Below are 24,781 nucleotides of genomic sequence, written 5' to 3'. Positions count from 1 at the left end.
TTATTCTGTTTTAATACCACTTGCATTTAAATCTTTCTTGATAGCAGCAACTAATCGTCCATCTTTTAAGGATTCAGCAGTATTCTTCATAAATGGGCGTGGTTTTCCGTATCCATAATCGTATTTATCTGGATACGTGTACCCTTGACCAGTCTCAACAACCGTGGCAACATCCTTACCGTTGTCTCCACGGGTATTGTCTAATGAAATTCCGTTAGATTCGTTTTGAATGACAAAGGAGTCCTTCAAAAGAGATGTACGTTCATATTCTAGGGGATCGTAGGCGTCGTACACATCAGATTGCACATGCTCTTGACCTGTTTTAATCAGCGTATTTTTTGTGTTTGACTGTTTTTGAACGGCTTGCTTCGCGGCAAATTCAATTAGTGCTGCTATTTCCTTTATGTTCTTGGCCATTATTCAGCCTCTTGTTCATTTTCAATCTCTTCGACCCTATTAAGGATGAGTTCATTTATTTCTTTTTTAGACATGTTGGAAAATTTGTCTAAACTCATCTTCATCATTTTTGCTGCTTTTTCAAGTTTCTCTATACTTTCTTCAGGAAAGCTTTTAATAATCATTGGGAAATATTCGGAGTCTATTAATTTAACAAACCACTTAACCTTATTTTTGATATCGTTTGGAATGCCTAAGTCTGTAAATTCTTTTATTAGTGAAAAGTGTCCCCAATGAACAGGATTGATATCTTCAAACTTAATTCCTGCTTCTTTTGCCTCTTCTTGATCCGTAATTAATTCAGTAAGCATTTTGGTTAAGCGGGTAGGGGAGAAGTAAGGGTAAATAAAAACATGAACGTCATCGGTAAGTTGCACTCGTTCTTTCTTGTCATATTTGCTTACACTTTCTTCGATCAACCCAAGATTTAATTTTTTCGATGCCATCTCATTTCCTCCTTATATATCCTCTGAACTCAATAAAAAGACACCTCAAAAGGGGAGAGGTGTCTAAATAAAACTTGTATTTTATTCTGTGTCTGCTTCTTCGTAGTCTTCGCCAGTGATTTCTTTGTACTCTTCTAAAGTGACTAAACCATTCTTTACTCCTAATTGGAGCTCTTCTTTTGTCACATCGTTGAATTCCTGGTAAGCTTCTTTGACTTGATCGACGGTTGCCCATTTTCGACTCAGGGCATTAACCCAATAATTGTATGTAGTTATTTTATGAACCTCCCTTTAGATCAGCAATATCTTTTAACATTGTGCTTATTGTTTTGTTGACTTGTAACAAGCTTAAGCGGAGTTGGGATAGGGTCTGTCCTATTATTTCAAAATCGTTAGGTTCAGGGATGCTTGGTTTAACACTATCCTTGTATTCTTCAGTTGCTGATTCAATCCATTTATTTTTCTTGGGATCATATTTGGGCAAGATTATTGTGGGGTCTGGGACAGCAGTTGTACTATTTGGAGGAAGAGCATCGCCTTCAATGAAGTCTTCTCCAGCGTACATAAAGTTCTCATCGTAATAAAGAACATGCATAATATTTTCACCTACTACCATAAAGGAATTCCTATATTAAATGAAACTCTGGAAACACTGTTAATGTCATTAGCGTACAATCCATCAAAACGTAAATCTCCATCTGTTGTGAAGGCAAATCTCGCTGTTCCATATGATCCAATTGTGGGTACTACAAAATCCACCAGCTGTGTTGGCTTGGTTGAGAATTTAGCAACTGCAGTTCCAATGGCCGGCAATGTCCCGAAAGATCCTCTTAGCCATAACACATTGTTTACACTTGAGAATTTGAAAGGGTAAGTGGAGTATTGTGTAGCTCCATTAATAAGTGTAACTGGGTTCCAAGAACCTGATGTACCACTCCATCTAGCTTTGTCATCTAAAGTAACGTGAATATCAGTTTTTGCTTCGTGGGCATCGGTGTAGGCTTTCGCTGAGTTGAGTGCGGTAGTAGCTCTAGCTTGTGCTCCGTCAGTCGTTTCGTGTGTTTGCCATGAAGTCCAAGTTGAATCACTTTTTCTAAAACGGAAATAAGTATGTGTTCCGTAATACGCTTCTAATGCAAATTGTGCAATTGTAGTTCCATAGTTCATGACAGCTAAATAGACATTGGATAAGTTGGCAGGGGAGTGAAGCCCCTGGTTTGCGATTAAATAAAATCCAGTGTTAATCAAATCATTGTACTCCGTTTTTTCGGAGCTACCTTTGTAGAATACTTTCCCATCATCGGCAGTGAGTTTGAAAAGTTGAGCAGCGTCCCATCTATCTCGATCAGATTTGTTGATATGAACATTAGTGTCATTCAGATGATTATCAAAGTCACTTTTATTAGCTTGTTTTACATTGTCTACATTCCCAAGTCCAACCTGTTCAGCAGTAACCTTGTGTGGGTTTGATTGATCGTTAGTATGTTCAGCTAAGAAAGACTTTGACCTTTCATCAGAGCTGTTCCAATAACTGCGCTCATCCTTTGTGATATGTCGATCGAGGTCTGCATCGTGAGCGTCAAAATCAATTTTTGCTGCTTGTTGAACATTATCAACCTTAGACAAACCAACTTGGCTTTTAGTAACTGCATGAGGATTTTTCTTATCATTAAGATGGTCATCAAAAGCAACTTTTGTGGCTTGCTCTTCATTAAGTACATTTGATAATCCGACTTGCTCTTTAGTCACTTTGTGCGGGTTTTCTGTATTCTGAGTATGCGACTTTAATTCCGAATTTTGCTTTTCCATGAACTCATCGACCTTATCGGATAAACGTTTTTCATGATCAGACATATGAGATTCAGTTCTGAAAAATTGATCTTTAAGGTTATTGATTTGTATATTGTTTTGTTTGAGCTGACCTACAAATTTACTGCTGCTCATTAACTCACCGCAATTCCTTTAACCGTAACATCTCCATTTACGGAAATGACCTCAACCATGAATTTGAAAAGCCCCGCAATATCGAAATCCCAGTTTTCATTTGTATTCAATGTGCCCGTACCTAATTGAAAATCAGTTTTGTTTGTTCCAGCAATTTCTGTCTTTTCACCATTTTCATCTACGGCAAAGAATTTTATTTCTCTTGAAGTTGAGGAACCAGAGATCTTAACAGTAATATCCCGATAATGTGATACTACAAATTCTTCACCTTCAGACGGGGCAGTTGTTGCTTCGTGGAATGTAAAGGTTGCTTTATCTGGAATGGTTTTTAAAATATTTTCATCGGTTTCTGTCAACAACTCCACCTCCTAAGTCTGTTTAAAAACTGACTTTTATTTAAAAAGGAGAGGGGAAAGATCCCCTCAATTTATTTAGCTTCAAATACTCTTACGTCTCTGTCAGTACCGTCATTAATCACATATACAAAAAGTGTTTTGCCGGTAGCAACAGGCACCGAGAAAGGTTTGTCGCCGGCTGTCAATGGGATACCTGTATCAGCAGTTACAGTAGAGTTTCCAATGTAAATCGTGCCTTCTGCAGGAGGATAAATAGTAAGTGCTGTTCTGTCAGTGATACCTGCGGTAACTTTTTGAGCTGTTGAAGTAACAGTGAATTTATCCGTCTTAAAAGAGGAGAAACCGGGATCTCTTTCATTCAAGGTCACGGAAGGGGATTGTACTTGGATCCCTTTGATAGCATCCAAACCAGCTTGAGGGAAGTCAACTTGTAGAGGCTTTTCTTGTGATTTGAGATGAATGTCAGTTACTAAACCGCCGTTTCCATCATCTCTAGCTGAAGATTTTACGCCATCGAAATCATTAAGTTTTGCTGCCATTAAAAATCACTCCTGTAAAATTAATTGCCAACGTCTACGGATTTAGTTTGAGTTTCTGTATCAGGGTCAGGATCTGGAGTGGCTACATTATCATCTCTGCTCGCTTCAATAACAACTGCCATCTCGTCTGTGTCAGTGTCGGCCAGTGCTTCAAATTTAATTTCTGGAGCTAATGCATTACCGTTTTCGAGGGACATTTCAAACTCACCTGAAGGGGATACGTTAGGGAATTGAATATAGATATCACTATAGACCTCTTCGGTATCAGGGTTATACGCAATTGTACGGTACTCAACTTCATATCGCTCGGAGAATTTACTTGCTTTAATAGCGAGCCGTCTGCCGATTTTGTTAATCTGATATACGGCTGTTAATTTCTCTTTTGTACCAGCAAATCCAGTAGGGATTAAATACGTGCCATCTGTAGACACAGGCGTCTTATAAGTTAATCCTTTTTTGTTGAAGAAGGTTATATCACTTACCGGTTTACCTTTAAGAGTAACCGTATTTTTGTCATCAACAATTAGACCATGTTCACGGTCAAAAACCTGAACTTTTGCTTCTTCCTCAATTGTTTCACCTTGTGTCATTGCCAACCATTCAAGGTCGAAAAATGCATTCTTGACAGTAAGATTGATTTCTTTTTCAGACTTTAAGATATAAAGTGGTTTATTCCCGATACCACCACGAAGCTTGTCTTCGGAGATGGCTTGGGAGAATGAAGCTGTTTGTGCTTCTGCTGTGAATACAAGCTGACCATCAGATTTTCTTCTGAAATAAACGTCAGCTGTATCTTGAATAACTGTTTTCATCTATAGATTTCCTCCTTAAAATAAAAAAGGAACAGCTATTAGCTGCCCTTAGAAAAACCCTTGGTCTCATTGATAAATTTATCCCGGCTTATGTAATGTTTCTCTTCCTCAAATAAGTCAATGTGTTTATCCCAGTTCACAATATTTTTACCTGCTTCTGGTGAAACTGTAGCAAAGAGGATAGAAGTGTCATATTGCTTGAATTGAGCAATCCGGTGATAAGTCATATAAAGTTGAAACAGGGTCATGTCATTAATGTCTTTATAAAGATAGCCTGCATAAGTTGACACTGTGCTAATGATATCTGCCATATTAACTGGATCCACATCTTGACTCTTGACTCTTTTGCTTCGCTCATTAGCTTTTTGAATCTCAGGATTGGAGCTTATTTTTTCTTCCTTCAAACAACACATTTTTAATACAAGTTCTCTAATGGAATCGAAGTTGTCTGGAGTAAGCTTATCCAGTATTTCTTCTCCATTGAACATTTTAGAAAACACTGTGCTATAGGCTTCTTGAAAATTAGGAAGGGTACCCGAAATTTCATAAAGAGTCATTTTTTTTAATTCAGCAATAAGCTCATCAAGTTCCCCAAAACGATTAACATCTTCTTTGCTATAAACATAAATGATCTCTTTTTTGGACATTTTGATTAGCCTTAAATAATTGGCTAACTGACCGTACTCTTTAACTTTGATGAATCTGCATTCACCAAGATCTGTAGAGATAGGTTCTCCAGTAATGAAAAACTCCATATCAATCATTTCATAGCTCCGAAAGTGAATATTAATTTGTATCCCAAATACCCTTCAGGTGCGTTCGATATGAGCAGTCTTGTGTATTTAACATTTTTACCGATACCAGCAAAATTTTGATTGAAAAGCATGTCACAAATACGATCCGTAATTTTCAGATTCCTGAACTCAGTCTCTTCATAGGTGTTAATGTGTGTATAAACATCAATCATCAAATCTTGATCTAGCAGCATCACACTTTGGGTTGAGGGTTTAGGGATTCCATTGCCAAGATAAACACAAAGCCTGCAAATTGGTTGATCGGTTAAATCATCGGTTTTGGGAGCACGTTTAATTATTGAGCTTAATATTGATGGGGAATCATCAACTGGATCATAATAATTTTCCAATGTCTGAACGTCAGGGAGTGAAGAGGAGAGAGGGTCATCCTTATAATATAAAAGACGATTCAATTCTGTATCATTCATAATGGTTCTGAATACAGTTGTCATATGTTCGACCATCATACTCATTCGCTATCACCTCCAACTTTCTTTTTGGCTATAAGTCTAATTGTTCCAGTGTCTCCATAGACCTTGGAATAGTCTATATCATCAACACGGAATTCCTCGCCATAAAAAGAAAGAAAAAGACCCTTCTTTAATTTTTCATGTTTTAAAAAGGGGATGGTGACATGTGCTTGCCCCTCAGGAATGTTTATAGCCAATTCTGATCCAATTGTTGAGGTTGTTCGTTCTAATACACACGGGATGTCAACTTTATCACCAGGGACTTTAATCTTTATTGGTCTTCCTGTAACTTCATCAATCTCTCCAGAATCAATTAGTTTATCAGAAGAGGTCAGACTAATTGATGAATTACAAAGCCGCATAGTAGCACTGTCATTCATTTTGTTATCGGTAGGGCGTGAATTAACTAACCAGTAACTACCGTCATATAAAATCAAGTCTCCACGATTTAATAAGCCTAAAACTGTAAGGACTTTTTTTGTTTCACTATCCTGAGTGGTTTGAATTATTACCTGTTCAGGCTTGCCATTCAATTCAATATCGTAAGTTTCAGGTGAATTTGCTAAGATTTCTTTGAAAATTTCATACTTGTTTGAATTAAACTCTTCGTTTTCCCAGCCACTCAAATAATTTGAAGAAGAGGTTAGATACCAATCTATAGACATCTAATCACCTCAATCAAAGTTATTCATTTTTAATTTACTCAACTTTTTTTCGATATCATCGATTAGGTCTTCGTATGCCCTGTTAACTTGAGCTTTTGTATTTGCTAACCCCGTCAATTGAATATCTCGCCCCACAACGTTATTTAATTTTAGGGCTCTGTCCCGGTATCTTCCAAGATAACCTTTATACATGAGCATTCCTAAAATCTGAATTTGAGGAGATGTGAGGGGATCTTTAAATGTATTGGACTCTTCATCAAAGCCAAGTTCCGTTAGTTCAGTTTCATATTCACCCACGGCGTTAGTGAAAAATTGCTGCTCAAGTCCATCGGGGAGAACTTCATTTGATTGAAACATTGAGTGGAAAACGTTAATTACTTTCTCATAAGGAGTCAAGATTTAACCCCCTTATGATTGAGTATCAAATTTAAATCCAGTGTAGTCTTCAATAAACTTAATCTTGGCGTAATCATTAATCTTTTCTTTTTTAGCTACATCAAACAGTTGAGCTTTTTCAGACTCAAGTAAGATTTCCTTTTGAACGTTTTCTTCGAAGGCTTTTTGTGTTTTATACCCCAAGATTTGCTTAATCCGTTCTACAGTAACAACTTCTTGCTTGTCGTCTTTATCATCAGTCTCGAAACCTAAGTGTACCCGGGTTTCTTTGTCATCGATATAGATTTTGGCATGGGTACCTTGACCGTCCGTTCCAGTAAACAGTGAGGTATTGTCATAAACTTGGGATTGCACTTCTCCAGCTGTAATCTGTCTGATTCCATTGGCCGGCAATCTGAAGTCACCGTGAGTGTCAATCTTTCGGAAATATAAGTCCCATGGACATAAATTTTTAATTGTGATTTTTTTATCTAAATTAAAAGACATGTAATCCCTCCAAAAATAAAAGGAGGGACACAGCCCTCCTAGATTTTAAATTGTTTAAATTTGTGGCAATTCATATTTGGTGTCTCTGATGAGACCAATTTGATGCTCTTGCCCTTTGGCTACACCAGCTCCAATTTCCATATCAAAACGAGTGATCTCAGTTCCAGTGATGATGTCGTTACCATTCATTGAAGTAAGTCCGCCTTTTTGGAATACTTGAAGAGGAGACTTTTTGCCTTGAGGAATGAAGAAGAGAAGACCTTCAGGAAGATATGTTTTGAAGTTGTCGCCGGCTTTGTTTAATTCAGTAAGATTATAAGAGTTAGGCAATTCTACAACAGAAGAACCTTTATAAGTGTTAAGCAATCCGGTTCTTCGGATTTCATCCATTACAGATTGAGGGAGCTTAGTGCTTGAAGCATCTCCGGCTACAGCCTGGAATCCTGCAAAGTCATTTAACTGAGAAACAACAGAAAAGTCACCAACAATAGAAGGTTGTCCAAATCGGCGAATCTTTGTGATTATATCGTCTACAGATGATTTGGTGATATTTTCAGTTTCAGCAAAGTATTTAACGCCTGTTGCATTTTTAATTGCATTGAACATTTCATTTACTACATAGTACATTGCTTTGTTCATCATATCTGTTTGAACTTGTTCCATGCCTTCAGCTACTTTATCGAGGTTTCCACTTTGAATCTCACGATAGTTAACAGCATAGCCAGAAGAAATGGTTTGAGTTCCAATTGGATATTCGCTCCAAGTTGTAGTAGCGAACGGTACGTCACCACGGGATGCTTGGAATTGGCTTCGGATGGATTCATGTGCATATGTTGTCATCATTGGTTGCTGATCATAGCCAATATTTCTAAACGTGCCCATAAAATCAAATAGCTTAATTGCTGAAACAAGTTTAGGCTCAATAGCATAACGCACAATTGTGTTGATCTCGGCTTTAGCTACAGGGTTGCCCATAAGAGCTTTGGAAGCTAGTTCCTTCACATGGGTCATAGCAGCATTGGCTTTTGCCCCAAACTTGGAAAGATCTTGACCCGTTGCAGCTGCAGAAAAGATTTCTACAATAGGGGACTTAGCATTCAATTTAGCATTTGCATAATGGTTTGAGTCTTTTTGAACATTGTTTAATTCAACTGTAAACATTAATAATTACCTCCAGAATATTAATTAAGCCTGTACTGTTAGGTACAAACCTTTTCCGCCAAATGTATTTTTCTCTAAGACTTTTAGAGATACTTTAAACTCTGCAACGTCATCTCCAGCTTTAACCCATTTACCTGATTTGTCCGCAGCAGGAACCAATACGTCATCTTTAACAAGCGCATCATAATCAACTACTACGTCTGAGCTAAGTTCAATTGGCAGTCCTTTTAAGTCAGCTAAATTAAAAGCAAGGACATATTCACCTTTTAGAACTTTGAAGTCTTCTTTATTGCGAATTTCAGGTTTATCAATAATGTTTCCAACAACATACACATCACCTTTTGCAGTTGAAGATGCGCCTGGCGGGAATGCGTTACCAGAAGAATCGTTAGGGATTACGGCTAAACCAGGGACTAAATCGACACTAGCCTTGCAACGTGGATTATTTCGTACTTGTTTATAAGCACCAATTGTTCCGAATTTGAACATTGAGTATTCCTCCTAAATTATATAAAAGTGTTATTTTATCTTAATAAAGTTCATCAATAGTCACTGAACTTTGTTGCCCAGAATCACGAACTTCTGAATAAATATCGAAATTTGTGCTATTAGTCTCAGAGGCTTGCTTCTTTGAGCGTGCAGCGATGAAGGATCGAGCGATTGCTGAGTTGATTTCAGAAATAATTTCGTTTTTAAGCTCGACAGAAGGGGACTTAGAGAACATTTCAATTTTCTCTTTTGCGACATCCTTTTCTTCAGGAGAATATTCCTTTAAAGCTTGGTTAAGCTCTCCTTGCATCTTTTCGGCTACCGCCTTGTTTTTGAATTCCTTTAGGGAATTAAGCTCTTCATCTGCCTTAGCTTTTTCATCCTTAGCTTTTTGCGCTTCTTTTTCTTTTGCATCAGCCTTAGCTTTTTCATCCTTTGCAGCTTTAACAGCAGCATTCAGTTCTTCAGTTTTTTGCTTTAAGTCCTCAGTAAGTTTCTCAACTTTTTGATTTAACTCTCCAATTTCTTTATTCTTATTATCAAGTTTGTTGTTTAACTCAAGGACTACTTCTTCTTGAGATTTTGACATTAAATTATCCTCCTTTTTGTTACTGTTTAATTCAAGTAAAATGGCAGCGTCATCTGCAGGGTCAATACCTAAAATTGCATCACCTGTAAAGTCAAATTTCATAGGTATACGTCCTTGTTCTTTCCAGCCACCTTCATATTCAATTGCATCTGAACCTTCTACAGCTGCTATCTCAACCGAGGTCTCAGGGAAATCGCCATCAAACATTTTTGATTTTAACCATTGAACAAATTTAGGATAGCGCTGGTTATATAGGAAGCCTTCAGCTATTAATACTCTTTTTGGCTCACCGTTAACATCTATAGTGTCAATGTAAGCATTAGTAGTAGTACCAACCACTGCGCTGTTTTCAAAGAGAGGGGTGCCGTCCTTGACTTCTGTTAAACCGTGTCCGAATGGCTCACTGTTTTCATCATCCAAGAACTCTGCGCAAATTGGCATTAACTTGATGGATTCAAGGTTAGCGTTTATGTATTTCTCCAGCCAGGTAATACCGTTCTTGTTAAACTGAGTATTGTTTTCATGAATTTCAAGAACGACCCACTTGATGTATGTTTGACCACTGTTTTTTTTCTGATTATTAATTTCTAAAATCGTGCTTTTCAAATATTAATCACCTCCTCTCAAGAGCCAGAAGGCGTCCCATTACTATTATTTGTCTTCGATTTAATCGTGTTTTCGTTTTTTGGATTGTCGATTTCAGGTGCACCGGCTGACTTATCGCTATTCTTACTCATTGTGAAAGAGGTCGCATGAACAGGGAACTTTTCATCAAAACCTTCATCTTTTTCATATTCCATTAGGGATAAGTAAGCATCAGGATTCCATCCAGTAGCGGCTATCCAAGCAATAAGGCTGCCTCGACCACTTGTATAAAGGTCTTTCATGTTTTGGACTTTTTCTTTCCTGTTAACATGGGTAAGAGGGAGGTAGTAAACCTCAATATAAGAGCGAGGATCTTTGATGATGTTGGCATTTATCACCTTGTTAAATTCACTTTGGATTTGTTCTAACCAGGAGAATATTTGGGAAGAAACCATCTCGATATTGGTTTGTTGAGAAGAGTAGTTACCGTCTTGACCATTGAGTGCAGATCCTGCAAATCCGAGATTTGTAGTGATTCGTTTAATGAGCTCATCTTCACCTTTAACTTTCAAGAAATCCACATTAGTTTCTAACTTGTCTAATTTTGTTCCCGAAGCCAAAGAGAAGAACTTAACACCTTTAACGCTTCCTTTAGCGACTAATGCTTTTTTTATATTCTCATGCTGCTGTTCCTGTTGCTTTTGAGATAAAGCTGATTTGCCTTTTTGGTCACCTTCAGGGAAAGTCTGATAAATTAAAGTGCTGTTGAGCTCATCTAAAATGTTTCGTTTAGTGTCAACAAAGTATTCATCATAAACCATATCAATAAATGCAGATAAACCGATTGGGCGTCCCCATTGATCTTCAATGTCGCTACTTCCCTTAACAGCAATGGTTTTATTGTTATCAAGAACTAGCCATTTTCGATTTTGATCTTTCTTATAAGCCCTATAGCCTTGTCTGATTTCTTCTGGCCATCGTCTAAGCTTTAGTGATCTTCCGTTACTTGTGAACTTGTCAAAATAGGAGACGTCAAAAGCTAACTGATAAGAGGAATTTTTCCTTCCGATAATTTTGCAATAATCGAGAGGAAGAGGGAGGACGGAACAATTAAAGTCGTCAATAGCATTTGATTCAGTTATTGATCCGATCTCATTGTCACTTAGAGTGGTGGGGAAAGAATCATCCACTACAGAATCAAAATAATAAAAGCCAGTGCCATATTTGCTGAGTTTTCCTAATGCATCCCTGACAGCACTTTTGTCGCCGATTTTTCTTAAAGCCAGATTGAACTTTTGTTTGTTCGATTTGAAATTAGCTACTTTACTTGATCCCAAAATAACTCTGTCTAAAGTAGGGAGGGCTACCATGTAATCAATAACGTTTCTATACACACCATTTGCGTTATAAAGCAATTTAGAGGCATCCCTAATCTGTTTATTGTAGACGTTGTGGTCTTTCAGCCATGATTTAACTTTGTCGTAAGAAATACCGTTAAATAAATCATTAAAGAACAATGAATCAAGCGGCGCTAAATTTGTATTAAACTCATATGATGACTGTGGTTCAGATGTAGTCATTATTCACCTCCTCAATTTCTAATTAAAAAAGAATCCAAATGAATACTCATCATCGGATTCTTCCTTTTCTAAAAATAAAGCTATGTAATACAGCGCATAAGCAATTGCACTGTACCTATCCTTATCAATTCTTTTTACAACTTGCTCAACAGTGAAAGAATTCTGTGTCTTTTTAATTCTGAGGTTTGCAACTTCATCAATGAACAATTGAGTTTGAATACATGCTGCCTCAATCATAACATCATCAGATATGCTCTTCTGGTTCTTGATGTCATCATAGGACTTAAGCAACTTTAATTTTCCTGACTCTACATAATCCAGGAATTGAGTAATAATGTCTTGGTTAATACCTTGGGATTTTAGGTTATAAACGATTTCCGGCGAATTTGGGACATCTGGCTTTTGATCAGTGTTTATTGTGGCCCAGCATCCAAGTTCTTCATTGGTCTCCGGATCCGTAACATCCTCTAATAACCGGTCGATTAAACCGCCACCGACTCCGTTTCCATCGACAATAACAGCTTTAACTCTTGAGAGAGAAGTATCTTGATTTCCTCCATAGTTTTTGAAAACTCTTTTTACCATGATTGATTGTTCTTTAAAACTCAATCCGTTTGGTGGCTCTATAATATTGACCACTTGAACTTGCCTAATGAGGTTATTGCTGTTTCTGATTATCTTCAAAACAACGATAGCTGTTTTATTGTTTGATTCAGCCGCAGAGCGGGCTACGTCTACCCCGATTACATATTCATGTAGCAAGAAGTTCTTATTTTTATCTCTAGGACAAAAAAGTTCAGGGTGGGTAATTGTCCGAGCTTTGATCAATTTACTGATATTAATCAATGCGCCGTCACTTGCACCAATCCAGTCACAAAGGTAATTCTGACGGAAGCGAGTTACATTCCCTTGTCGCGCTTTATTAATAACAGACATTTTTTGACGACCAAAGTGAATAGGAATGCGCCAATCTGATCCGAATACAAAGGATCCTTTAAGATCACCAGTTTCCTTAACCATCGTAAGGATTTTTTCGTACTCATCTGAGTTTTTATATCCTGATGTGGAGAACCGGTTAATCTGCCCATTTAATTCAGCAGGATCTATTTCACCGGTCATGGTTGTGCGAGGGATGTTAAAGATTGGCTCAATAGCATCATCGTATAAATCTTTATCAATCAAGGCAGATTCTTCTAAGGAGCCACGTCTTCTACGTAAACCCTTAGAGGATTGGGCGTTTGCCAGGTTGTCGATGATCGCCCCGTTTTGAAATTCAACTCGACCACTGTCTTTTGAAAAATTTTCACTTTTGATTTCATCTTTAATAGAAGGGTAAAACCTTAAAATTTCCTCGTGCTTTTCTTTCCAAATTTTCACCGCTGATTCCTTTGTAGAAGCGGTAATGGCTAACGTTACATTAGGGAAACAAATAGCTGTATGGTAAGCAACCATGATCTGGGTAAGCGTTTTTGATCCGCCACGTGGGATACAGAAGTAGTTCTGAGGGAAGCGACTGAGGGTTCTCATCATAACTCTTTGGTATAAATCCAACTCAATACCGCCGACTTCGGGTTTCAACATATCGTAAAAAATGTCTGGATAAAAACGAATAAATGAGGTGAACTCAGCCCACTTGGAGATATTCTTGCCAATGAGGTTTGAATTGTCAGCGGGATTCAGAGGGGTTTCAAAAGCTGCGTCGTAAATATCTGTTCTGTCTTTTGTGTGCTTCTTGTTTTTCGAGGTGAAGTTTTTATAACTAGCCATTAATCTTCATCACCTGTGTCATAAAGAGGTTCTTTGTACACATTCTCCAAGTCTCTGAAAACATTGTTGCGAGCACTCTTTAGTTTATCAATTTCTTCAGGCAACAATCCTTTTGATTTGAAGTCTTCTTCAAGCATTTCATCATAAAAGTGGTAAATGTCTTTGTAATCGACTTTTTCCTTATCTTCGAGCCTTCTGTAATAATTTATAATCGCCCAAATGATTAGATCAGCGTCATCATATGGTTGGGCTGCTAAACGGGGGAGAAGGGGGATAATGCCCAATTCTGTTTCAACGGCTTCAAATAATTGAGAAAGTACATCGACTCCACCACTGATATCGCTCTTACTTAACTGAGATACATTAATTTTTGCATCTGTAGCTGCCTTTGAAGCTAATGAACCCCATTCTTTAGCTTCTTTTACATCACCTTTAGCAGTTGCTAATTCCTCTTTTACACGGAAACGAATATATGAAAGCAAGCCTTCAGTATGAAGTGTGGTTTTTTCTCCGTAATTTCGAATAAGTTTATTGTATTTTCTTTCAAACTGACGGTACTCATCGGGGGTGTAACCAATACCCCATTTATCAATCAGGTCATCTGGAATTTCAGATTGGCTAACACCAGAATTGTTTGTAGGCGTAGATTCCTCTATAAGTGGCTTCTCTGGTTGTCTTTCAAAAACACTGTCTTTATAACCAGTACCGTTAAACTGCTTCAATGAATTAGCCATTGTCATATAAGCGCTAAATGTATCTGTTTTTCTCTTTTCAGCTTGTTCCCAATACAACGGATCAAATTTAACATCGATCTGTTGTAAGACTGTATATATTGACTCAATATTGCTGTAATCAATGTTTTTCTTCAAGCAAGTCTTGCAAATAGGGACTTTTCCTGTTTTCTCATACAGACTACTTCGTGAATTATAGAACCCCGACTCTTTGTCCTTTTCTTTTTGACAAGCAGCACAGATCAATTTTTCCTTTTCTTTAGCTTTTCTTGGCATTGGTTCACCTCCAAAATTTTGGTTCAAAAACACGTTTTATAAAACGCCCAGCAATAGAGAGGGAGTCGAGATTTCTCAAATCATCACTGGACGTTCTAAAAAAGTATTTTATTTATAAGTTAAGGCACCATTTTCGGACAAAACAACCTTGGTTCCTTTTAAGGTATCAGCAAGAGCATCAAACAAACCTTTTCCAATACCGTTTGCATCAATTATTAATTTACTCGGTCGTTTGTCTATAATTATGGCTTTTATTTGACTAGCCTGATGTTTAAACGTTCCATATTCCACTTTCTTTGAAATATCCTCAATACGGGAATTGTATAAATCAATAATTAAAAAGGTTGTTTCTTCTCTTCTAGGATTAATTACAGCAATTCTTTCAGGACTATAGCCCGAGCTCAATGTGTAGCTATTTCCGTTTAAGGGTTTAGTAGAGAATTTGACATCTTGGTTCAATTGTTCACTTTTAGTGTTTTTCTCAAATCCCATGCTTTTATGTAGACTTGTTAGGGCGTCTTTTAATTCCCTGTTACATAGATAACCACTATCATTAATTTCTTTTAGTAGCTTTACATATTCCCAAAGAATTTTAGTTTCTTCTTTCAATCTTCCTCATCCTCATCTTTATAAAATTAAAGTTTTATATCAATTAACAATCAAATTTACTAGAGTGTTCTTGCTTTCAGGGGACAGGTTGTCCCACTGTTCTACTAATATTTCAATAAATTCATTGGCAGACATAGGATCATTCCTTTAACTTTTTATTTTAAAAGCGAATTATGTATGTAGCCTCAATACCTGCATCATCAAAAATCATAAATTTTTGAGAAGGTTTTGTACCAAACCGACCTTGCATAGCATAATCATCTGCACCGACAAGCGCTCCGTTTACTACAACTGTTGTGCTGCCATACTCTTTTTCATAATTGTGATGAATATGACCGCCGAATATGTAAGAAGGGATGTAGCCAAGTAATTGAGGCAGTCGTGTTACACATTGATCAACACGATCGTAGTGTCCGTGTACAAACACGACTTCCTGATTGTTGATTTTAGCGGGGATGAATCCGTCTTGCTCAGGTTCAATGGAGATGTTCTTTATGTTCTTCAATCTGGCTTCGAGGTACCAATTAATGAGGTATTCAAAGTTTTCTTTAATCCCTACATCATTTTTAGAAGGGGAGAGACGACCGTGATTGCCTGCTACGTTGTAGAACTTAACTTCTTGAAACTCACTTGCCAACATCGCTAAAACCTCGGCAAGCGTTTCTGATACATATTTAATTTGTTCTACAGCATCTTCATTGGCCTGAACTCTTGTAGACACATGAATAAGACCTCCGATTAAATCACCGAGGTTTGCTACATGTAATGTGGAGACATGATTCTGCTTACCATACTCAATCACTTTGTTGGTGAGATGTTCTACACGCTCATTAAAAATTTCTTTATTGAATTTGTTAATGCGGTTGTCGATTTCCATTCCGAAGTGCCAATCACTGAATAGTGCAAGCCCGTGTTTTTCAGCAATAGCAGGTGATGGGAAGGTGAAGCGAAGGGGTCTTTTTGACTCTAGAGATGCAATAGCTTGAACAACATCATCTTTAATTTGTTCAAACCGTGCTTGATTGGCAATGAATTTCCGGAATTCTCTTTTTTGATCTCGTGCTTTAATTGTTTGTTTTTCAGATTCAATGCGAATTTCTTCATGTTTTTGTTGAACTTCTTTGTTCATATTCTTTGAGATAAAGTAATCGTGCCAGCGTTCAAATTGTTTAAAGTCTTTACGCCATTTGCTTTCATCATAGTTGGTTCCCTGATCCTTGTTTAAAAGGGCAGCAATTGTTTTTGTGTCAATATGATAAGTGTCTTTGTTTTTGAAAAGTCTAATATGATAATCAGTGAACGATTCGTCTTTTTCACGATGCAACACAGGGTTTAACATAGCTGTCATTCAGTCACCACCTATTCATTGATTTGTGGAAGTTCGTCTTCTTCGGTAATAGAAATTTTCACTTTCCGACCATCAAATGATTTTAAAATTGAATTCAGATCATAACGCTCGATGTCTGTTTTTGTTTCTTCTTCAATAATCCCATCAATGTAAGTATAGTTACCTTTTAAATTTACTGTATGAACTTTCTTAGCCAAATTAAATTCCTCCAATATGTGTTTTATTTACGTTCAATAAGCTCCTTCGGAAGCCCGATGATCCGAAGCATCGGTAACATCCGAAAAGGGGATATAAAGGAGATGAAAGATAAGTCGGATAGGCGTTGGGGAAACGCCCGAAGGAGATTATTGATAACTTGCGTACCGGAAGGCTCGGAAGCGCATTCCGGCTGATCGGTAAAGTGAAACGCAAGCACAAAAAGACCTTCTAACGATCTAGATGGCCTTGTTCTGATTACATTCTAACCCCGTTTCACCTACGTCAGTAGCTCACGTTGGGACGCAAGCCTTCGGATCGACAGGGAATACGCTGATTACGGGTTCAGCGACTGAAACCTTTGTAGTCGACAAACTATAAGTAAGGCGAAAATAACAAAAGACGCCAAATAACGTCTTCAGAAACTCCTTGTACTTCATGGTACATGAGCATAAAAGGCTGGTTATCGCTGAGCGAAATCCAGCTGGCTCCTTCTACACCTGGCAGATGAGCTATGACAACAAATAATACACACTTTCTGGAATGTGTTTAAAGTTCCTATTGCCAACATCTTATATATCAAGTTTTTATGTTGCTTGCCAACTGCTCAGCAGAGTCTGAGAGCCAAGGAAAAAATAATTTGAGAAGGAAAGACCCTAATAAGCCTTCTCAATGGCATTTTTAATGCTCTTGTCGGGTTACACGCCTTATTGAGAAACAAAGCGTCTCAAACGCTCGCCATTTATTTTGCACAGTTTTCTCTGACCCGTGTAAGGAGGTATGTGCATGGGAAAGGTAAGTCTCCATTCAGAACATTGAAGGAGAAGTAGCGAATAAATAGCGAATATGTTGCTAAGTGAAATTGAAAAGGCAAGACCGAAAATAATCCTTTTCTGTGAAATGGGAGCGGTGATCAAGCGCCCAAAAACCATTCCACTTATTTTACGAGGGTATGTAATTACAAAGCCTCGCTAACCCGGAAAAATTTTTGATGACCCATAATAAGCATCAAAGCTTACAAGGGCAGTATTTAAAGGGAAGGGAGACGCATCTACCTTACCTAAGTGCAAGCCGAAACAATACACCGCAATTAATATTCAGGTTATATGCCACCCATAATAAGACCCTGATGGGATTCAGTCGCAATTTGCATTAATGCGTCAAGTCTTATCGGCATATTTAGCCCGATAATAGCCATTCTTGTCTCTTTAAGATACAGACATCCGAGTTAACCTCGAACCCTCATAAATGACCAGTTGTAGTTGTAAAGTCGAATTTAATGCTTTTGTTCGTATGAAAGTGAGAATAAACATGTTTAGAAAAAGCTTAGTCCACGATGGGGCAATACCCCGCTAATATCCATTTATCTGAAACCCTGGCATTCCAAGTCCTCAAACAAATGAATATTAGCCGAGAACTGATATCCCACATATCAGTAAACAGCTTATTATTGACGACACCCCCATGCCATCAATAAAAGAACTCTAAATAATTAACCTGGAGATGAATGCGGGAGAGGATTTGCACCTCTCATGGATGACAATTCGCCAACTATTAGTCTTCTCTTGAAGGTTAGCCTCGAGATTCCCGAAGGTCAGTCATACCACCTCGATCTACGCGTTTACCTTTTTCGCCACCGCATTCTAGGGAAAAGGGAGGAAGGACACTTTATTAAGCTTTCACTGCTTTAACTTACATGAGACCATAGCTTACCTCTTTTTATATGTCCAATAGTTGTAGAGCTTACGTTAAATTTTTTAGCGATGGTCACCAGAGGTAGTCCTGAAATAATCAGTGTTTTTATTTCTTTAACCATTGTTTCATCTAGTTTTGAACATGCATTATTTTCTCCTTTGTGAATGCCAACGTATGTTAATTTCCTTAGTTTTTCATTCAATTCAGGTAAAACATTTTCCCAAGTAGAGCAACTTTTTATACTATGTATTGTGGATTCTTTACAATTAAATTCAAGTGCAATATCTTTAATTCGTTCTCCATTATAAAGTGCCTTTTTGATATATTTGATCTGTTGAAGTGTAAACTTTGAGGAACTGAGTCTGGCTTCAATACTTTTTTTAGAAGGTTTTAAAGTACTTCTTACTGTGTTTCTTTTGGTATGCATTGTATTGTAGCCATGAAGAGGATCATGAGAATTATACAGGTTAATAAAATGATATTCTCGGTTTATCAAATCTGGTAAAGCTGTGTCATATTCAATTATATTAAATTCAAGATGTTTTGGATCTAAGGAATTAAATTCACTTATATGATGATCTTTATTTTTCATGTCTAAAAGATGAGCTTTAAACCTTTGAACTAGGTCTTTTGAAGAACCTATATATTTCTTGTTGTTTTGTTTATCTCTAATTGAATACACACCAGATAAAGTCTTTATTTTTTTATTTACCATATGTTTAATCATCAAGTCAGTATTTTGGCAGTTTAAACTTTTAAACAATGCCTCAGTATTTTTATACTTGATACATTCTTTACAACAGTCTTTTTCAATGAGACAGTCATTTTTGTTTGAGATTTTTGTGTGGTTGATTTTTCTCCTAAAGAATCGCTTGTTGCAATAGTCACAAGAAAACGGAATTTTCCTATGGGAATACAAGTTGACTTTAAGGTATTCTTCGTATGGCATTAGTAGCATTCGTTCACTCCTTGAATGGAGTGGGGGAAGGAGCTTACCCTTCCTTGACTCACCACATTATTTTATTATTGTTTGACTGAATCTTTTAAAGCTTTTGCGGGTTTAAATTTCACTGCTTTTGAAGCAGGGATTTCGATTTCCTCGCCAGTTTGAATATTTCTCCCTTTGCGAGCTGCTCGTTCACGAACTTCAAATGTTCCCACTCCAGGAATCTTGATTGATTCACCTTTTGTAAGTGTTTCAACGATCACATTAAATACTGCTTCCACTTTAGGTGCAGCTTCTTTCTTAGTAACTCCTAATTTTTCTGCAACTTCTCCAACAAATTCTGTTTTGTTCATGTTTTAATTCCTCCTAGTGATATTGTTTATTTTTGTGTTAAAGTATAATTACGGTAACGTTTATGCTTCTTTTGAAAAACGGGAGACGTACTCACCCTTATATGTGGAAATTAGCTTTCTTTCTCCCTTATGGCGATTATCTCAAAAGGGGCTTTCAGACCAGTCATATCAAGGGTTCAAGGCGCTTTTTTCGTTAAACTTTTTCCGGTAAAATCGCTGTACCCCTTGGGGGAGTAAGGCTCAGGGCACTTTCTATTTCGCTACCAGTTGTTTTCTCTTCCATTCTCTTTTTCTTATCTTTTCTCGTTCATTTAAACATTTTGTACAGTATTTTTTCTTGTTTCCTTTATTGCTTATAGGTTTCAAGCAGCTTAAACATACCTTCCTGTTCTTTAAGTTTATTGCTAAGTTATTTAATAGAATCTCACCAAAGCACTCCCATAATGTTGATTTAAATTTGCTTTTCTTTTTATATAGGTACTTTGCTAAAACATCAGCAACATATTGCTCGTCATTATGGATTTTCAACAATCTGTCTTTGATAACCTTATAAACATAAAGTTTTTGTCCAGGCTTAATGTCCTCATCATTCATGAGCCATTTCTTGTTCTGGTCTAATCGTTTATATTCACGAATAATTGCATCGTCCAATTTAATATCCCTGTTCTTGAGCAGGAAACGATAATCAAATTTTCCTGCCACTGCTGCGAAATTAATTCGGTCAGAAGGGATAATGGAGTCTAACTTATTTACTGTGCTTTCATTAATTAACTCAACGCTTTGTTCTTCTTTATCCTTTGCATTGATGAAGAAGTGGGGTACTTTATTTTTTATGTAATCTTTAATTTTTTCATCAACATGATCAGGACGGGTGGGCATGAATAAGGTTTTTGCAAAATCAATAGTAAAGTTATTTTCCATGCATAACCATTTGATCACATCCAGATTTATGTTGTCACTGTTCCATATCTTAGTGATGTTGTTGCTGTACTCCCCGATATTGATCCCATAAGCAAGAGTTAGTGCTTCATAGATGTTCCTGCTATTAATCTCTTGTTTCTGGGCTACAGACATTTCATAATACAACGGAACGATGTTTTCCATATTACGCTTGGCAATATTGACGATTAACTCATCAGAAATAATTAAGGCCTTATCCCCGTCATTGTCAAACTGCAGCAGTTTAGATATCGGATCATGAATACTGGTGTAAACACCTGGGGTAATGAACCACTTTTCATATTCCTCATCTTTTTTGTTCCACCTAACACCATGCTCTCTGAATAGGTGAGGGGAGCGGAGGATGTCGATATACCCTTCATCATATAAAGAACAATGGACATCACTTCCTGAAAGCAGTCCTTTTGGATTCTGGATGTTCAGAAATAATTTTTCGCAGAAAGCATATAGATCAGGGCATAAGTATGTATAACGAGCACCATCAACAAGCAATTTTCCTGATTTGGCATCTTTAATCATGCTTTTCTTTTTATTTTTAATAATTTCTTTCGTGTGATCATCGTTAAGAAGTTCTGGATATAGAAGTAAAGCGTCCTGAAGAGCTGTCCGATGTTTCTTTTTCTCCGTAGCTCCAAGAACTCTTAACATGGTTTCTTTGTCAGTTCCCAATGTGGTAATCTCTTTTACAGTCTTTGAGCTCATTTGAATTAATTCTTCATCGGAGATATCTGTAAGTGTCTGGAGCATTTGATAAGTGAGCTTACCTTCAACAGAAGGGTCTTCTTCGTTGAGTTTAGCCCCTAAGCATCCATATTTTTTGTAATTGCCTTGATATTCTTCCCACGATGAATAATACTTCCACATTTTAAACTGACTTTTAGTGAAGATAATTTGAACATCATCTTTCACTACGTCCCATTCCTTGCCGTATATATCAGTTACTTTAAAAGCTTTGTTTTCCTCAGCAAATTTACGAAAATCAAAAGGGACTAATAAACCCTTTACCCACGGGAGCCTTACCATGAAGCTTTTACGACTTAGAGTGGGGAGTATCATTCCGCAACCATCTGTATGCTCAATGGGAATGTTCATTGTTTTTCGTGTGATCTCGTAGGTGTCTCGATCAATGTAGTCAACAAGACTCGACACATCAGTTTCTAAATCGTTTACAACAATTGCTCTATCAATATCGATCTCCCAAGGACTGCTGGCGCTGTTAGATAAGGCCATATAGCTATTCCATTTGTTGATGCTGCTACCACCAAGGGAGTTAATCTTTTCAATACTCAAGCCGCATGTCAAAGCATCCTGATATTTATCGTAGGTGCTTTTTTTAATGAAACATGACTTCTTTGTACGAATTTGACCGGCGCTGCTCGTGAAATAAACGTATTTTTCATTGTTATGTAAAAATCCCTGATCAATAATGTCCTTCAATACTTCAAAATGGTAAGTCTGGACAACCATGATTTCCTCTGAAAGGGTGTTTTCTTTAATCCCTAATGTTCGGGTCAACACTGAATCAAATAAAGAAATCACTTTATTGTCCCTTAAGCTGTCAGTTCGAAGTGTTCTTATGTCATTATGTTCTTCGAATGCAGAATAGAGGCATTCTTTAAGGTATGTAATTCTTTGTGAAATGTATTTCTTATGTTTATTATGTACATTGTCTAATGTCTTAAGATAATCTCTGTATCTATAAGACTTTAAAATCTTATTATGTAATAAATTTTCTTTGTCATTATAAAATGCTGATGTATCCACACTGTAAATGTGAACTTGCTTAGACAATCCGTCTTTTTTTCTTTTCAATCAATCCCCTCCATTTATTTTATTTTTACTCTATAAGTGTTTAATATTCGCTATTAAGATATTGATTTACTAAACTTCGATATGTAAAGCTTTGCTTATTAATCTTTCCGTACCATTTGTAATCCTGATAAAGGTATTCTTCTTCGGGTGTTGCTGTCCCATCGACTACTTTTCCCTCAATAAACCCCATTAAATGACTAAATAAATACTGCTTTTTCATCTTACACCTCCATACTATTTTATTTTTACTCTTAAAATGATTAAAATAAAGACCACTTCACGTGGTTGTGTCTTTATTATATATTTTATTTTTACTCTTGTAAACATAAAAATCCAAAGTTAATTGGATTTAATTTCGCTTAATTCAAAAAGATCGTCAACTTTACAATTTAGAACATGTGCCATCAATAAAAGATTGTATGTACTAGGGAGGACGGTTGCAAATCCCTCGCTGTCATTTTTACACCATCTAGATATACTTGCTCTTTCAGCTTTTATTTGCTCTGCTAACCAGCCTTTTTCGATACCTTTGCTGCTTAAAAATGAATCCAACTTACTTTTAACCCTATATTCCATTTAAATCATCCTTTTGCTGTTTGAATAAATTTTATAAAATGACTGGTTTACATACAAGCAGAGTATGATTATTTGCATTAAGATACAAAAATAATTGCATTTAAATACAAATAGGCAATATAATAATCGTATATCAACCTAGATACTTCAAAATCATCAGATATTAAGGAGGGATCACATGGATACTTATTTTGATTCTGTAATTGACAACTTAACTCGAAATGATCTGTATATTCTAGGCTTATTGAGCGATGAAGGGGCTGATTTAAAGTTTAAATCAATTAGGAAGAAAACCATTCAAGCAAAAACTCAGTTAACTGATGCTACCTTTAGAAAGAGCATCGATCGTCTGGAGGCCTTGCAATTTATTAATATAGTGAAAAACAGTAAAGAGCATACAATTTTTATTACTCAATATGGTCAAGAAGCTTTGAGATATCAATTAGAAGGGGAGAGGGTTTAATGTTTGGATTTATTGGAGTTGGTCAGGCCGGTGGAAGTATAGCAGATGAAGCAATGAAGAGAGGATTTCATTCTGTCGCAATAAATTATTCACTTTCAGACCTTAATTCATTGGTCAATATTCAAGATAAGCTTCATTTGGTTGGGACAGAAGGAGTGGGTAAAGACAGAAGCGTAGCAGCGAAACATATGAAAAATAACTGGGAGTCCTCTATTGAGTTTATAAAGAACACAATGGAAAAACCTTCAGTACAAGTTATTTTTGTTGTTTTCTCTGCAGCTGGTGGAACCGGTTCAGGGGTAGCTCCTATATTATTAGAATTGTTAAACGAATGTCTTACTCATAAAACAATAGTTGCTGTACCAATCCTTCCTGACAACAATGAGGTATTGGTTAACCAGATGAATTCACTGGAGTTACTAGATGACTTATCTATGCCAGAGACATGTGTTTTACCTTTGGATAATCAAATGGTTTTGAGTAAATACGAAGGAAAGATTTCAGAGAGCAGGCTTTACAAGGAAACAAACAAAATGTTCCTGGATTTAATTGAAGTCTTACTCAATTACTCGGACAGAGGATCAAAGATCAGTACATTAGACAGGAAGGATTTAAATCAGCTTTTTGATACACCAGGAATCATGACTATTGCTCAAACAGACCTCAATGAATTTACAAATGAGGGTAAGTATTTTGATAAGCTGCATGAAGATATACAAAAGTCGTGGAACAATTCGATTTTCACTCCTGTTGAGTTTGAAAATGTAATGAGAGCTGGAATTATCCTGGATGTTCATGAGTTCTTAACGGAGCATATATCGTATAATGAACTGTTTAATGTTTTTGATAACAAGATGCCCCTAGACTTATTTAAAGGGCATTATGATAAAGGTAATAGGGCGATAACGATTCTTAGTGGATTAACCTGGATCAATGAACGGATGAAGCAGTTAGATGATCTAATTGAAAATGGAAACACTGAAGTTAAAGAAACAACTGTTTATAAAGCGAAGAATCGCCGTAGAGAAGATTTATTTAAACCGAAAAAACTGGAGAACAAGGAATCGAAAAAGACCTCGTATATGGAGGCGCTGAAGAGACTAAAGCGCTAATTTTAAAGGGAAGCTGCCAATTAAGGTGGCTTTTTTATTTTGATTTTTTATGACCCACTGGGTGATCGTGAGCTATAAAAGTGCTTATCGTAAATGAAGGTCGGAAAGGGTTATTTAGTTGATATAGCAATGTTTTAGAGATATCAAAGGGGATAATAGGTGTTTTGTGA

29 protein-coding genes and 1 pseudogene are annotated in these 24,781 nt (G+C 36.8%); 2 read left to right on the top strand and 28 right to left on the bottom strand.

Annotated elements, in window-relative coordinates:
• From OQ477_RS06710 to OQ477_RS06575, 28 genes and pseudogenes are all read right to left on the bottom strand, one after another.
• The gene (locus OQ477_RS06710) at positions 1-417 is read right to left on the bottom strand and encodes a hypothetical protein (protein ID WP_265971891.1); all 417 of its coding nucleotides are present in this window, start codon (positions 415-417) and stop codon (positions 1-3) included.
• A complete protein-coding gene (locus tag OQ477_RS06705) occupies positions 417-902 on the bottom strand; it encodes a hypothetical protein (RefSeq protein WP_219984617.1) in 486 nt (161 codons plus the stop codon). Before OQ477_RS06705 ends, OQ477_RS06710 begins: the two co-directional genes overlap by 1 nt.
• An 81-nt stretch (positions 903-983) precedes the next feature.
• Positions 984-1,148 carry an XkdX family protein gene (locus OQ477_RS06700; RefSeq protein WP_202109960.1) on the bottom strand — a complete coding sequence of 55 codons (165 nt, stop codon included), beginning with the start codon at positions 1,146-1,148 and terminating at the stop codon, positions 984-986.
• Between the two features lie 31 nt (positions 1,149-1,179).
• Entirely contained in the window at positions 1,180-1,518 is a 339-nt protein-coding gene (locus OQ477_RS06695; protein WP_265971887.1) for a hypothetical protein, read from the bottom strand.
• Complete coding sequence (locus OQ477_RS06690) at positions 1,512-2,846, bottom strand: pyocin knob domain-containing protein (protein ID WP_265971885.1); 1,335 nt, start codon at positions 2,844-2,846, stop codon at positions 1,512-1,514. The genes OQ477_RS06695 and OQ477_RS06690 overlap by 7 nt, the downstream gene beginning before the upstream one ends.
• Complete coding sequence (locus OQ477_RS06685) at positions 2,846-3,202, bottom strand: hypothetical protein (protein WP_022553073.1); 357 nt, start codon at positions 3,200-3,202, stop codon at positions 2,846-2,848. The genes OQ477_RS06690 and OQ477_RS06685 overlap by 1 nt, the downstream gene beginning before the upstream one ends.
• 71 nt (positions 3,203-3,273) lie before the next feature.
• Entirely contained in the window at positions 3,274-3,741 is a 468-nt protein-coding gene (locus OQ477_RS06680) for a hypothetical protein (protein ID WP_265971883.1), read from the bottom strand.
• A 20-nt stretch (positions 3,742-3,761) separates the two neighbouring features.
• Positions 3,762-4,553: a hypothetical protein gene (locus OQ477_RS06675; protein WP_265971882.1), complete on the bottom strand. Its 792-nt coding sequence runs from the start codon at positions 4,551-4,553 to the stop codon at positions 3,762-3,764.
• 38 nt (positions 4,554-4,591) lie between these two features.
• Positions 4,592-5,317 carry a hypothetical protein gene (locus OQ477_RS06670; protein WP_265971881.1) on the bottom strand — a complete coding sequence of 242 codons (726 nt, stop codon included), beginning with the start codon at positions 5,315-5,317 and terminating at the stop codon, positions 4,592-4,594.
• On the bottom strand, positions 5,314-5,820 hold the full coding sequence (locus OQ477_RS06665; RefSeq protein WP_014417869.1) for a hypothetical protein: 507 nt from the start codon (positions 5,818-5,820) through the stop codon (positions 5,314-5,316). Before OQ477_RS06665 ends, OQ477_RS06670 begins: the two co-directional genes overlap by 4 nt.
• Positions 5,817-6,482: a hypothetical protein gene (locus OQ477_RS06660; protein ID WP_265971880.1), complete on the bottom strand. Its 666-nt coding sequence runs from the start codon at positions 6,480-6,482 to the stop codon at positions 5,817-5,819. Before OQ477_RS06660 ends, OQ477_RS06665 begins: the two co-directional genes overlap by 4 nt.
• A 9-nt stretch (positions 6,483-6,491) precedes the next feature.
• A complete protein-coding gene (locus OQ477_RS06655) occupies positions 6,492-6,878 on the bottom strand; it encodes a hypothetical protein (protein ID WP_014470104.1) in 387 nt (128 codons plus the stop codon).
• 12 nt (positions 6,879-6,890) lie between these two features.
• A complete protein-coding gene (locus OQ477_RS06650) occupies positions 6,891-7,364 on the bottom strand; it encodes a hypothetical protein (RefSeq protein ID WP_174747236.1) in 474 nt (157 codons plus the stop codon).
• A gap of 54 nt (positions 7,365-7,418) precedes the next feature.
• Positions 7,419-8,525, bottom strand: a complete 1,107-nt coding sequence (locus OQ477_RS06645; protein WP_265971878.1) for a hypothetical protein — start codon at positions 8,523-8,525, stop codon at positions 7,419-7,421.
• A 24-nt stretch (positions 8,526-8,549) separates the two neighbouring features.
• Positions 8,550-9,014: a hypothetical protein gene (locus tag OQ477_RS06640; RefSeq protein WP_265971876.1), complete on the bottom strand. Its 465-nt coding sequence runs from the start codon at positions 9,012-9,014 to the stop codon at positions 8,550-8,552.
• A gap of 40 nt (positions 9,015-9,054) precedes the next feature.
• A complete protein-coding gene (locus OQ477_RS06635; protein WP_265971874.1) occupies positions 9,055-10,209 on the bottom strand; it encodes a hypothetical protein in 1,155 nt (384 codons plus the stop codon).
• A gap of 17 nt (positions 10,210-10,226) precedes the next feature.
• On the bottom strand, positions 10,227-11,768 hold the full coding sequence (locus tag OQ477_RS06630) for a hypothetical protein (RefSeq protein ID WP_265971873.1): 1,542 nt from the start codon (positions 11,766-11,768) through the stop codon (positions 10,227-10,229).
• An 18-nt stretch (positions 11,769-11,786) separates the two neighbouring features.
• Positions 11,787-13,535: a hypothetical protein gene (locus OQ477_RS06625; protein ID WP_265971872.1), complete on the bottom strand. Its 1,749-nt coding sequence runs from the start codon at positions 13,533-13,535 to the stop codon at positions 11,787-11,789.
• Complete coding sequence (locus OQ477_RS06620; protein WP_265971870.1) at positions 13,535-14,542, bottom strand: hypothetical protein; 1,008 nt, start codon at positions 14,540-14,542, stop codon at positions 13,535-13,537. Before OQ477_RS06620 ends, OQ477_RS06625 begins: the two co-directional genes overlap by 1 nt.
• Before the next feature lie 108 nt (positions 14,543-14,650).
• Positions 14,651-15,151 (bottom strand): capsid protein, encoded by a 501-nt coding sequence (locus OQ477_RS06615; protein WP_265971868.1) that lies wholly within the window; start codon positions 15,149-15,151, stop codon positions 14,651-14,653.
• Between the two features lie 160 nt (positions 15,152-15,311).
• Positions 15,312-16,499, bottom strand: a complete 1,188-nt coding sequence (locus OQ477_RS06610) for a metallophosphoesterase family protein (protein WP_265971866.1) — start codon at positions 16,497-16,499, stop codon at positions 15,312-15,314.
• Between the two features lie 11 nt (positions 16,500-16,510).
• On the bottom strand, positions 16,511-16,696 hold the full coding sequence (locus OQ477_RS06605; protein WP_019712268.1) for a YonK family protein: 186 nt from the start codon (positions 16,694-16,696) through the stop codon (positions 16,511-16,513).
• Between the two features lie 972 nt (positions 16,697-17,668).
• Positions 17,669-17,779, bottom strand: a pseudogene (locus OQ477_RS06600) (hypothetical protein); the annotation flags it as partial.
• Positions 17,780-18,381: 602 nt separating this feature from the next.
• Positions 18,382-19,347, bottom strand: coding sequence for a GIY-YIG nuclease family protein (locus OQ477_RS06595; protein ID WP_265971862.1), 966 nt, complete (start codon positions 19,345-19,347; stop codon positions 18,382-18,384).
• A 65-nt stretch (positions 19,348-19,412) separates the two neighbouring features.
• Positions 19,413-19,688 carry an HU family DNA-binding protein gene (locus OQ477_RS06590; RefSeq protein WP_265971861.1) on the bottom strand — a complete coding sequence of 92 codons (276 nt, stop codon included), beginning with the start codon at positions 19,686-19,688 and terminating at the stop codon, positions 19,413-19,415.
• A gap of 252 nt (positions 19,689-19,940) precedes the next feature.
• Entirely contained in the window at positions 19,941-22,460 is a 2,520-nt protein-coding gene (locus tag OQ477_RS06585; protein ID WP_265971860.1) for a hypothetical protein, read from the bottom strand.
• Between the two features lie 40 nt (positions 22,461-22,500).
• Entirely contained in the window at positions 22,501-22,680 is a 180-nt protein-coding gene (locus OQ477_RS06580; protein ID WP_014417885.1) for a hypothetical protein, read from the bottom strand.
• 119 nt (positions 22,681-22,799) lie between these two features.
• On the bottom strand, positions 22,800-23,036 hold the full coding sequence (locus OQ477_RS06575; protein ID WP_038458718.1) for a helix-turn-helix domain-containing protein: 237 nt from the start codon (positions 23,034-23,036) through the stop codon (positions 22,800-22,802).
• Between the two features lie 178 nt (positions 23,037-23,214).
• Here OQ477_RS06575 and OQ477_RS06570 point away from each other — a divergent pair, with 178 nt between their 5' ends.
• Positions 23,215-23,499 carry a hypothetical protein gene (locus OQ477_RS06570; RefSeq protein ID WP_046559798.1) on the top strand — a complete coding sequence of 95 codons (285 nt, stop codon included), beginning with the start codon at positions 23,215-23,217 and terminating at the stop codon, positions 23,497-23,499.
• Positions 23,499-24,611, top strand: coding sequence for a cell division protein FtsZ (locus tag OQ477_RS06565; RefSeq protein ID WP_265971855.1), 1,113 nt, complete (start codon positions 23,499-23,501; stop codon positions 24,609-24,611). The genes OQ477_RS06570 and OQ477_RS06565 overlap by 1 nt, the downstream gene beginning before the upstream one ends.
• The last annotated feature ends 170 nt before the right edge of the window (positions 24,612-24,781 follow it).

It is taken from the genome of Bacillus sp. ChL18, from assembly GCF_026241425.1.
GTDB classification, from domain to species: domain Bacteria; phylum Bacillota; class Bacilli; order Bacillales; family Bacillaceae; genus Bacillus; species Bacillus velezensis.
This window is presented reverse-complemented; position numbering and strand designations above follow the sequence as displayed.

Bases quoted from the DNA above. Each gene is read 5' to 3' on its own strand.
- OQ477_RS06565 (WP_265971855.1), top strand. From the start codon at position 23,499: ATGTTTGGATTTATTGGAGTTGGTCAGGCCGGTGGAAGTATAGCAGAT.
- OQ477_RS06620 (WP_265971870.1), bottom strand. From the start codon at position 14,542: ATGCCAAGAAAAGCTAAAGAAAAGGAAAAATTGATCTGTGCTGCTTGT.
- OQ477_RS06610 (WP_265971866.1), bottom strand. From the start codon at position 16,499: ATGACAGCTATGTTAAACCCTGTGTTGCATCGTGAAAAAGACGAATCG.
- OQ477_RS06650 (WP_174747236.1), bottom strand. From the start codon at position 7,364: ATGTCTTTTAATTTAGATAAAAAAATCACAATTAAAAATTTATGTCCA.
- OQ477_RS06670 (WP_265971881.1), bottom strand. From the start codon at position 5,317: ATGATTGATATGGAGTTTTTCATTACTGGAGAACCTATCTCTACAGAT.
- OQ477_RS06675 (WP_265971882.1), bottom strand. From the start codon at position 4,553: ATGAAAACAGTTATTCAAGATACAGCTGACGTTTATTTCAGAAGAAAA.
- OQ477_RS06690 (WP_265971885.1), bottom strand. From the start codon at position 2,846: ATGAGCAGCAGTAAATTTGTAGGTCAGCTCAAACAAAACAATATACAA.
- OQ477_RS06575 (WP_038458718.1), bottom strand. From the start codon at position 23,036: ATGGAATATAGGGTTAAAAGTAAGTTGGATTCATTTTTAAGCAGCAAA.
- OQ477_RS06710 (WP_265971891.1), bottom strand. From the start codon at position 417: ATGGCCAAGAACATAAAGGAAATAGCAGCACTAATTGAATTTGCCGCG.
- OQ477_RS06680 (WP_265971883.1), bottom strand. From the start codon at position 3,741: ATGGCAGCAAAACTTAATGATTTCGATGGCGTAAAATCTTCAGCTAGA.
- OQ477_RS06625 (WP_265971872.1), bottom strand. From the start codon at position 13,535: ATGGCTAGTTATAAAAACTTCACCTCGAAAAACAAGAAGCACACAAAA.
- OQ477_RS06695 (WP_265971887.1), bottom strand. From the start codon at position 1,518: ATGGTAGTAGGTGAAAATATTATGCATGTTCTTTATTACGATGAGAAC.
- OQ477_RS06665 (WP_014417869.1), bottom strand. From the start codon at position 5,820: ATGAGTATGATGGTCGAACATATGACAACTGTATTCAGAACCATTATG.
- OQ477_RS06580 (WP_014417885.1), bottom strand. From the start codon at position 22,680: ATGAAAAAGCAGTATTTATTTAGTCATTTAATGGGGTTTATTGAGGGA.
- OQ477_RS06570 (WP_046559798.1), top strand. From the start codon at position 23,215: ATGGATACTTATTTTGATTCTGTAATTGACAACTTAACTCGAAATGAT.
- OQ477_RS06645 (WP_265971878.1), bottom strand. From the start codon at position 8,525: ATGTTTACAGTTGAATTAAACAATGTTCAAAAAGACTCAAACCATTAT.
- OQ477_RS06595 (WP_265971862.1), bottom strand. From the start codon at position 19,347: ATGCTACTAATGCCATACGAAGAATACCTTAAAGTCAACTTGTATTCC.
- OQ477_RS06630 (WP_265971873.1), bottom strand. From the start codon at position 11,768: ATGACTACATCTGAACCACAGTCATCATATGAGTTTAATACAAATTTA.
- OQ477_RS06590 (WP_265971861.1), bottom strand. From the start codon at position 19,688: ATGAACAAAACAGAATTTGTTGGAGAAGTTGCAGAAAAATTAGGAGTT.
- OQ477_RS06705 (WP_219984617.1), bottom strand. From the start codon at position 902: ATGGCATCGAAAAAATTAAATCTTGGGTTGATCGAAGAAAGTGTAAGC.
- OQ477_RS06660 (WP_265971880.1), bottom strand. From the start codon at position 6,482: ATGTCTATAGATTGGTATCTAACCTCTTCTTCAAATTATTTGAGTGGC.
- OQ477_RS06640 (WP_265971876.1), bottom strand. From the start codon at position 9,014: ATGTTCAAATTCGGAACAATTGGTGCTTATAAACAAGTACGAAATAAT.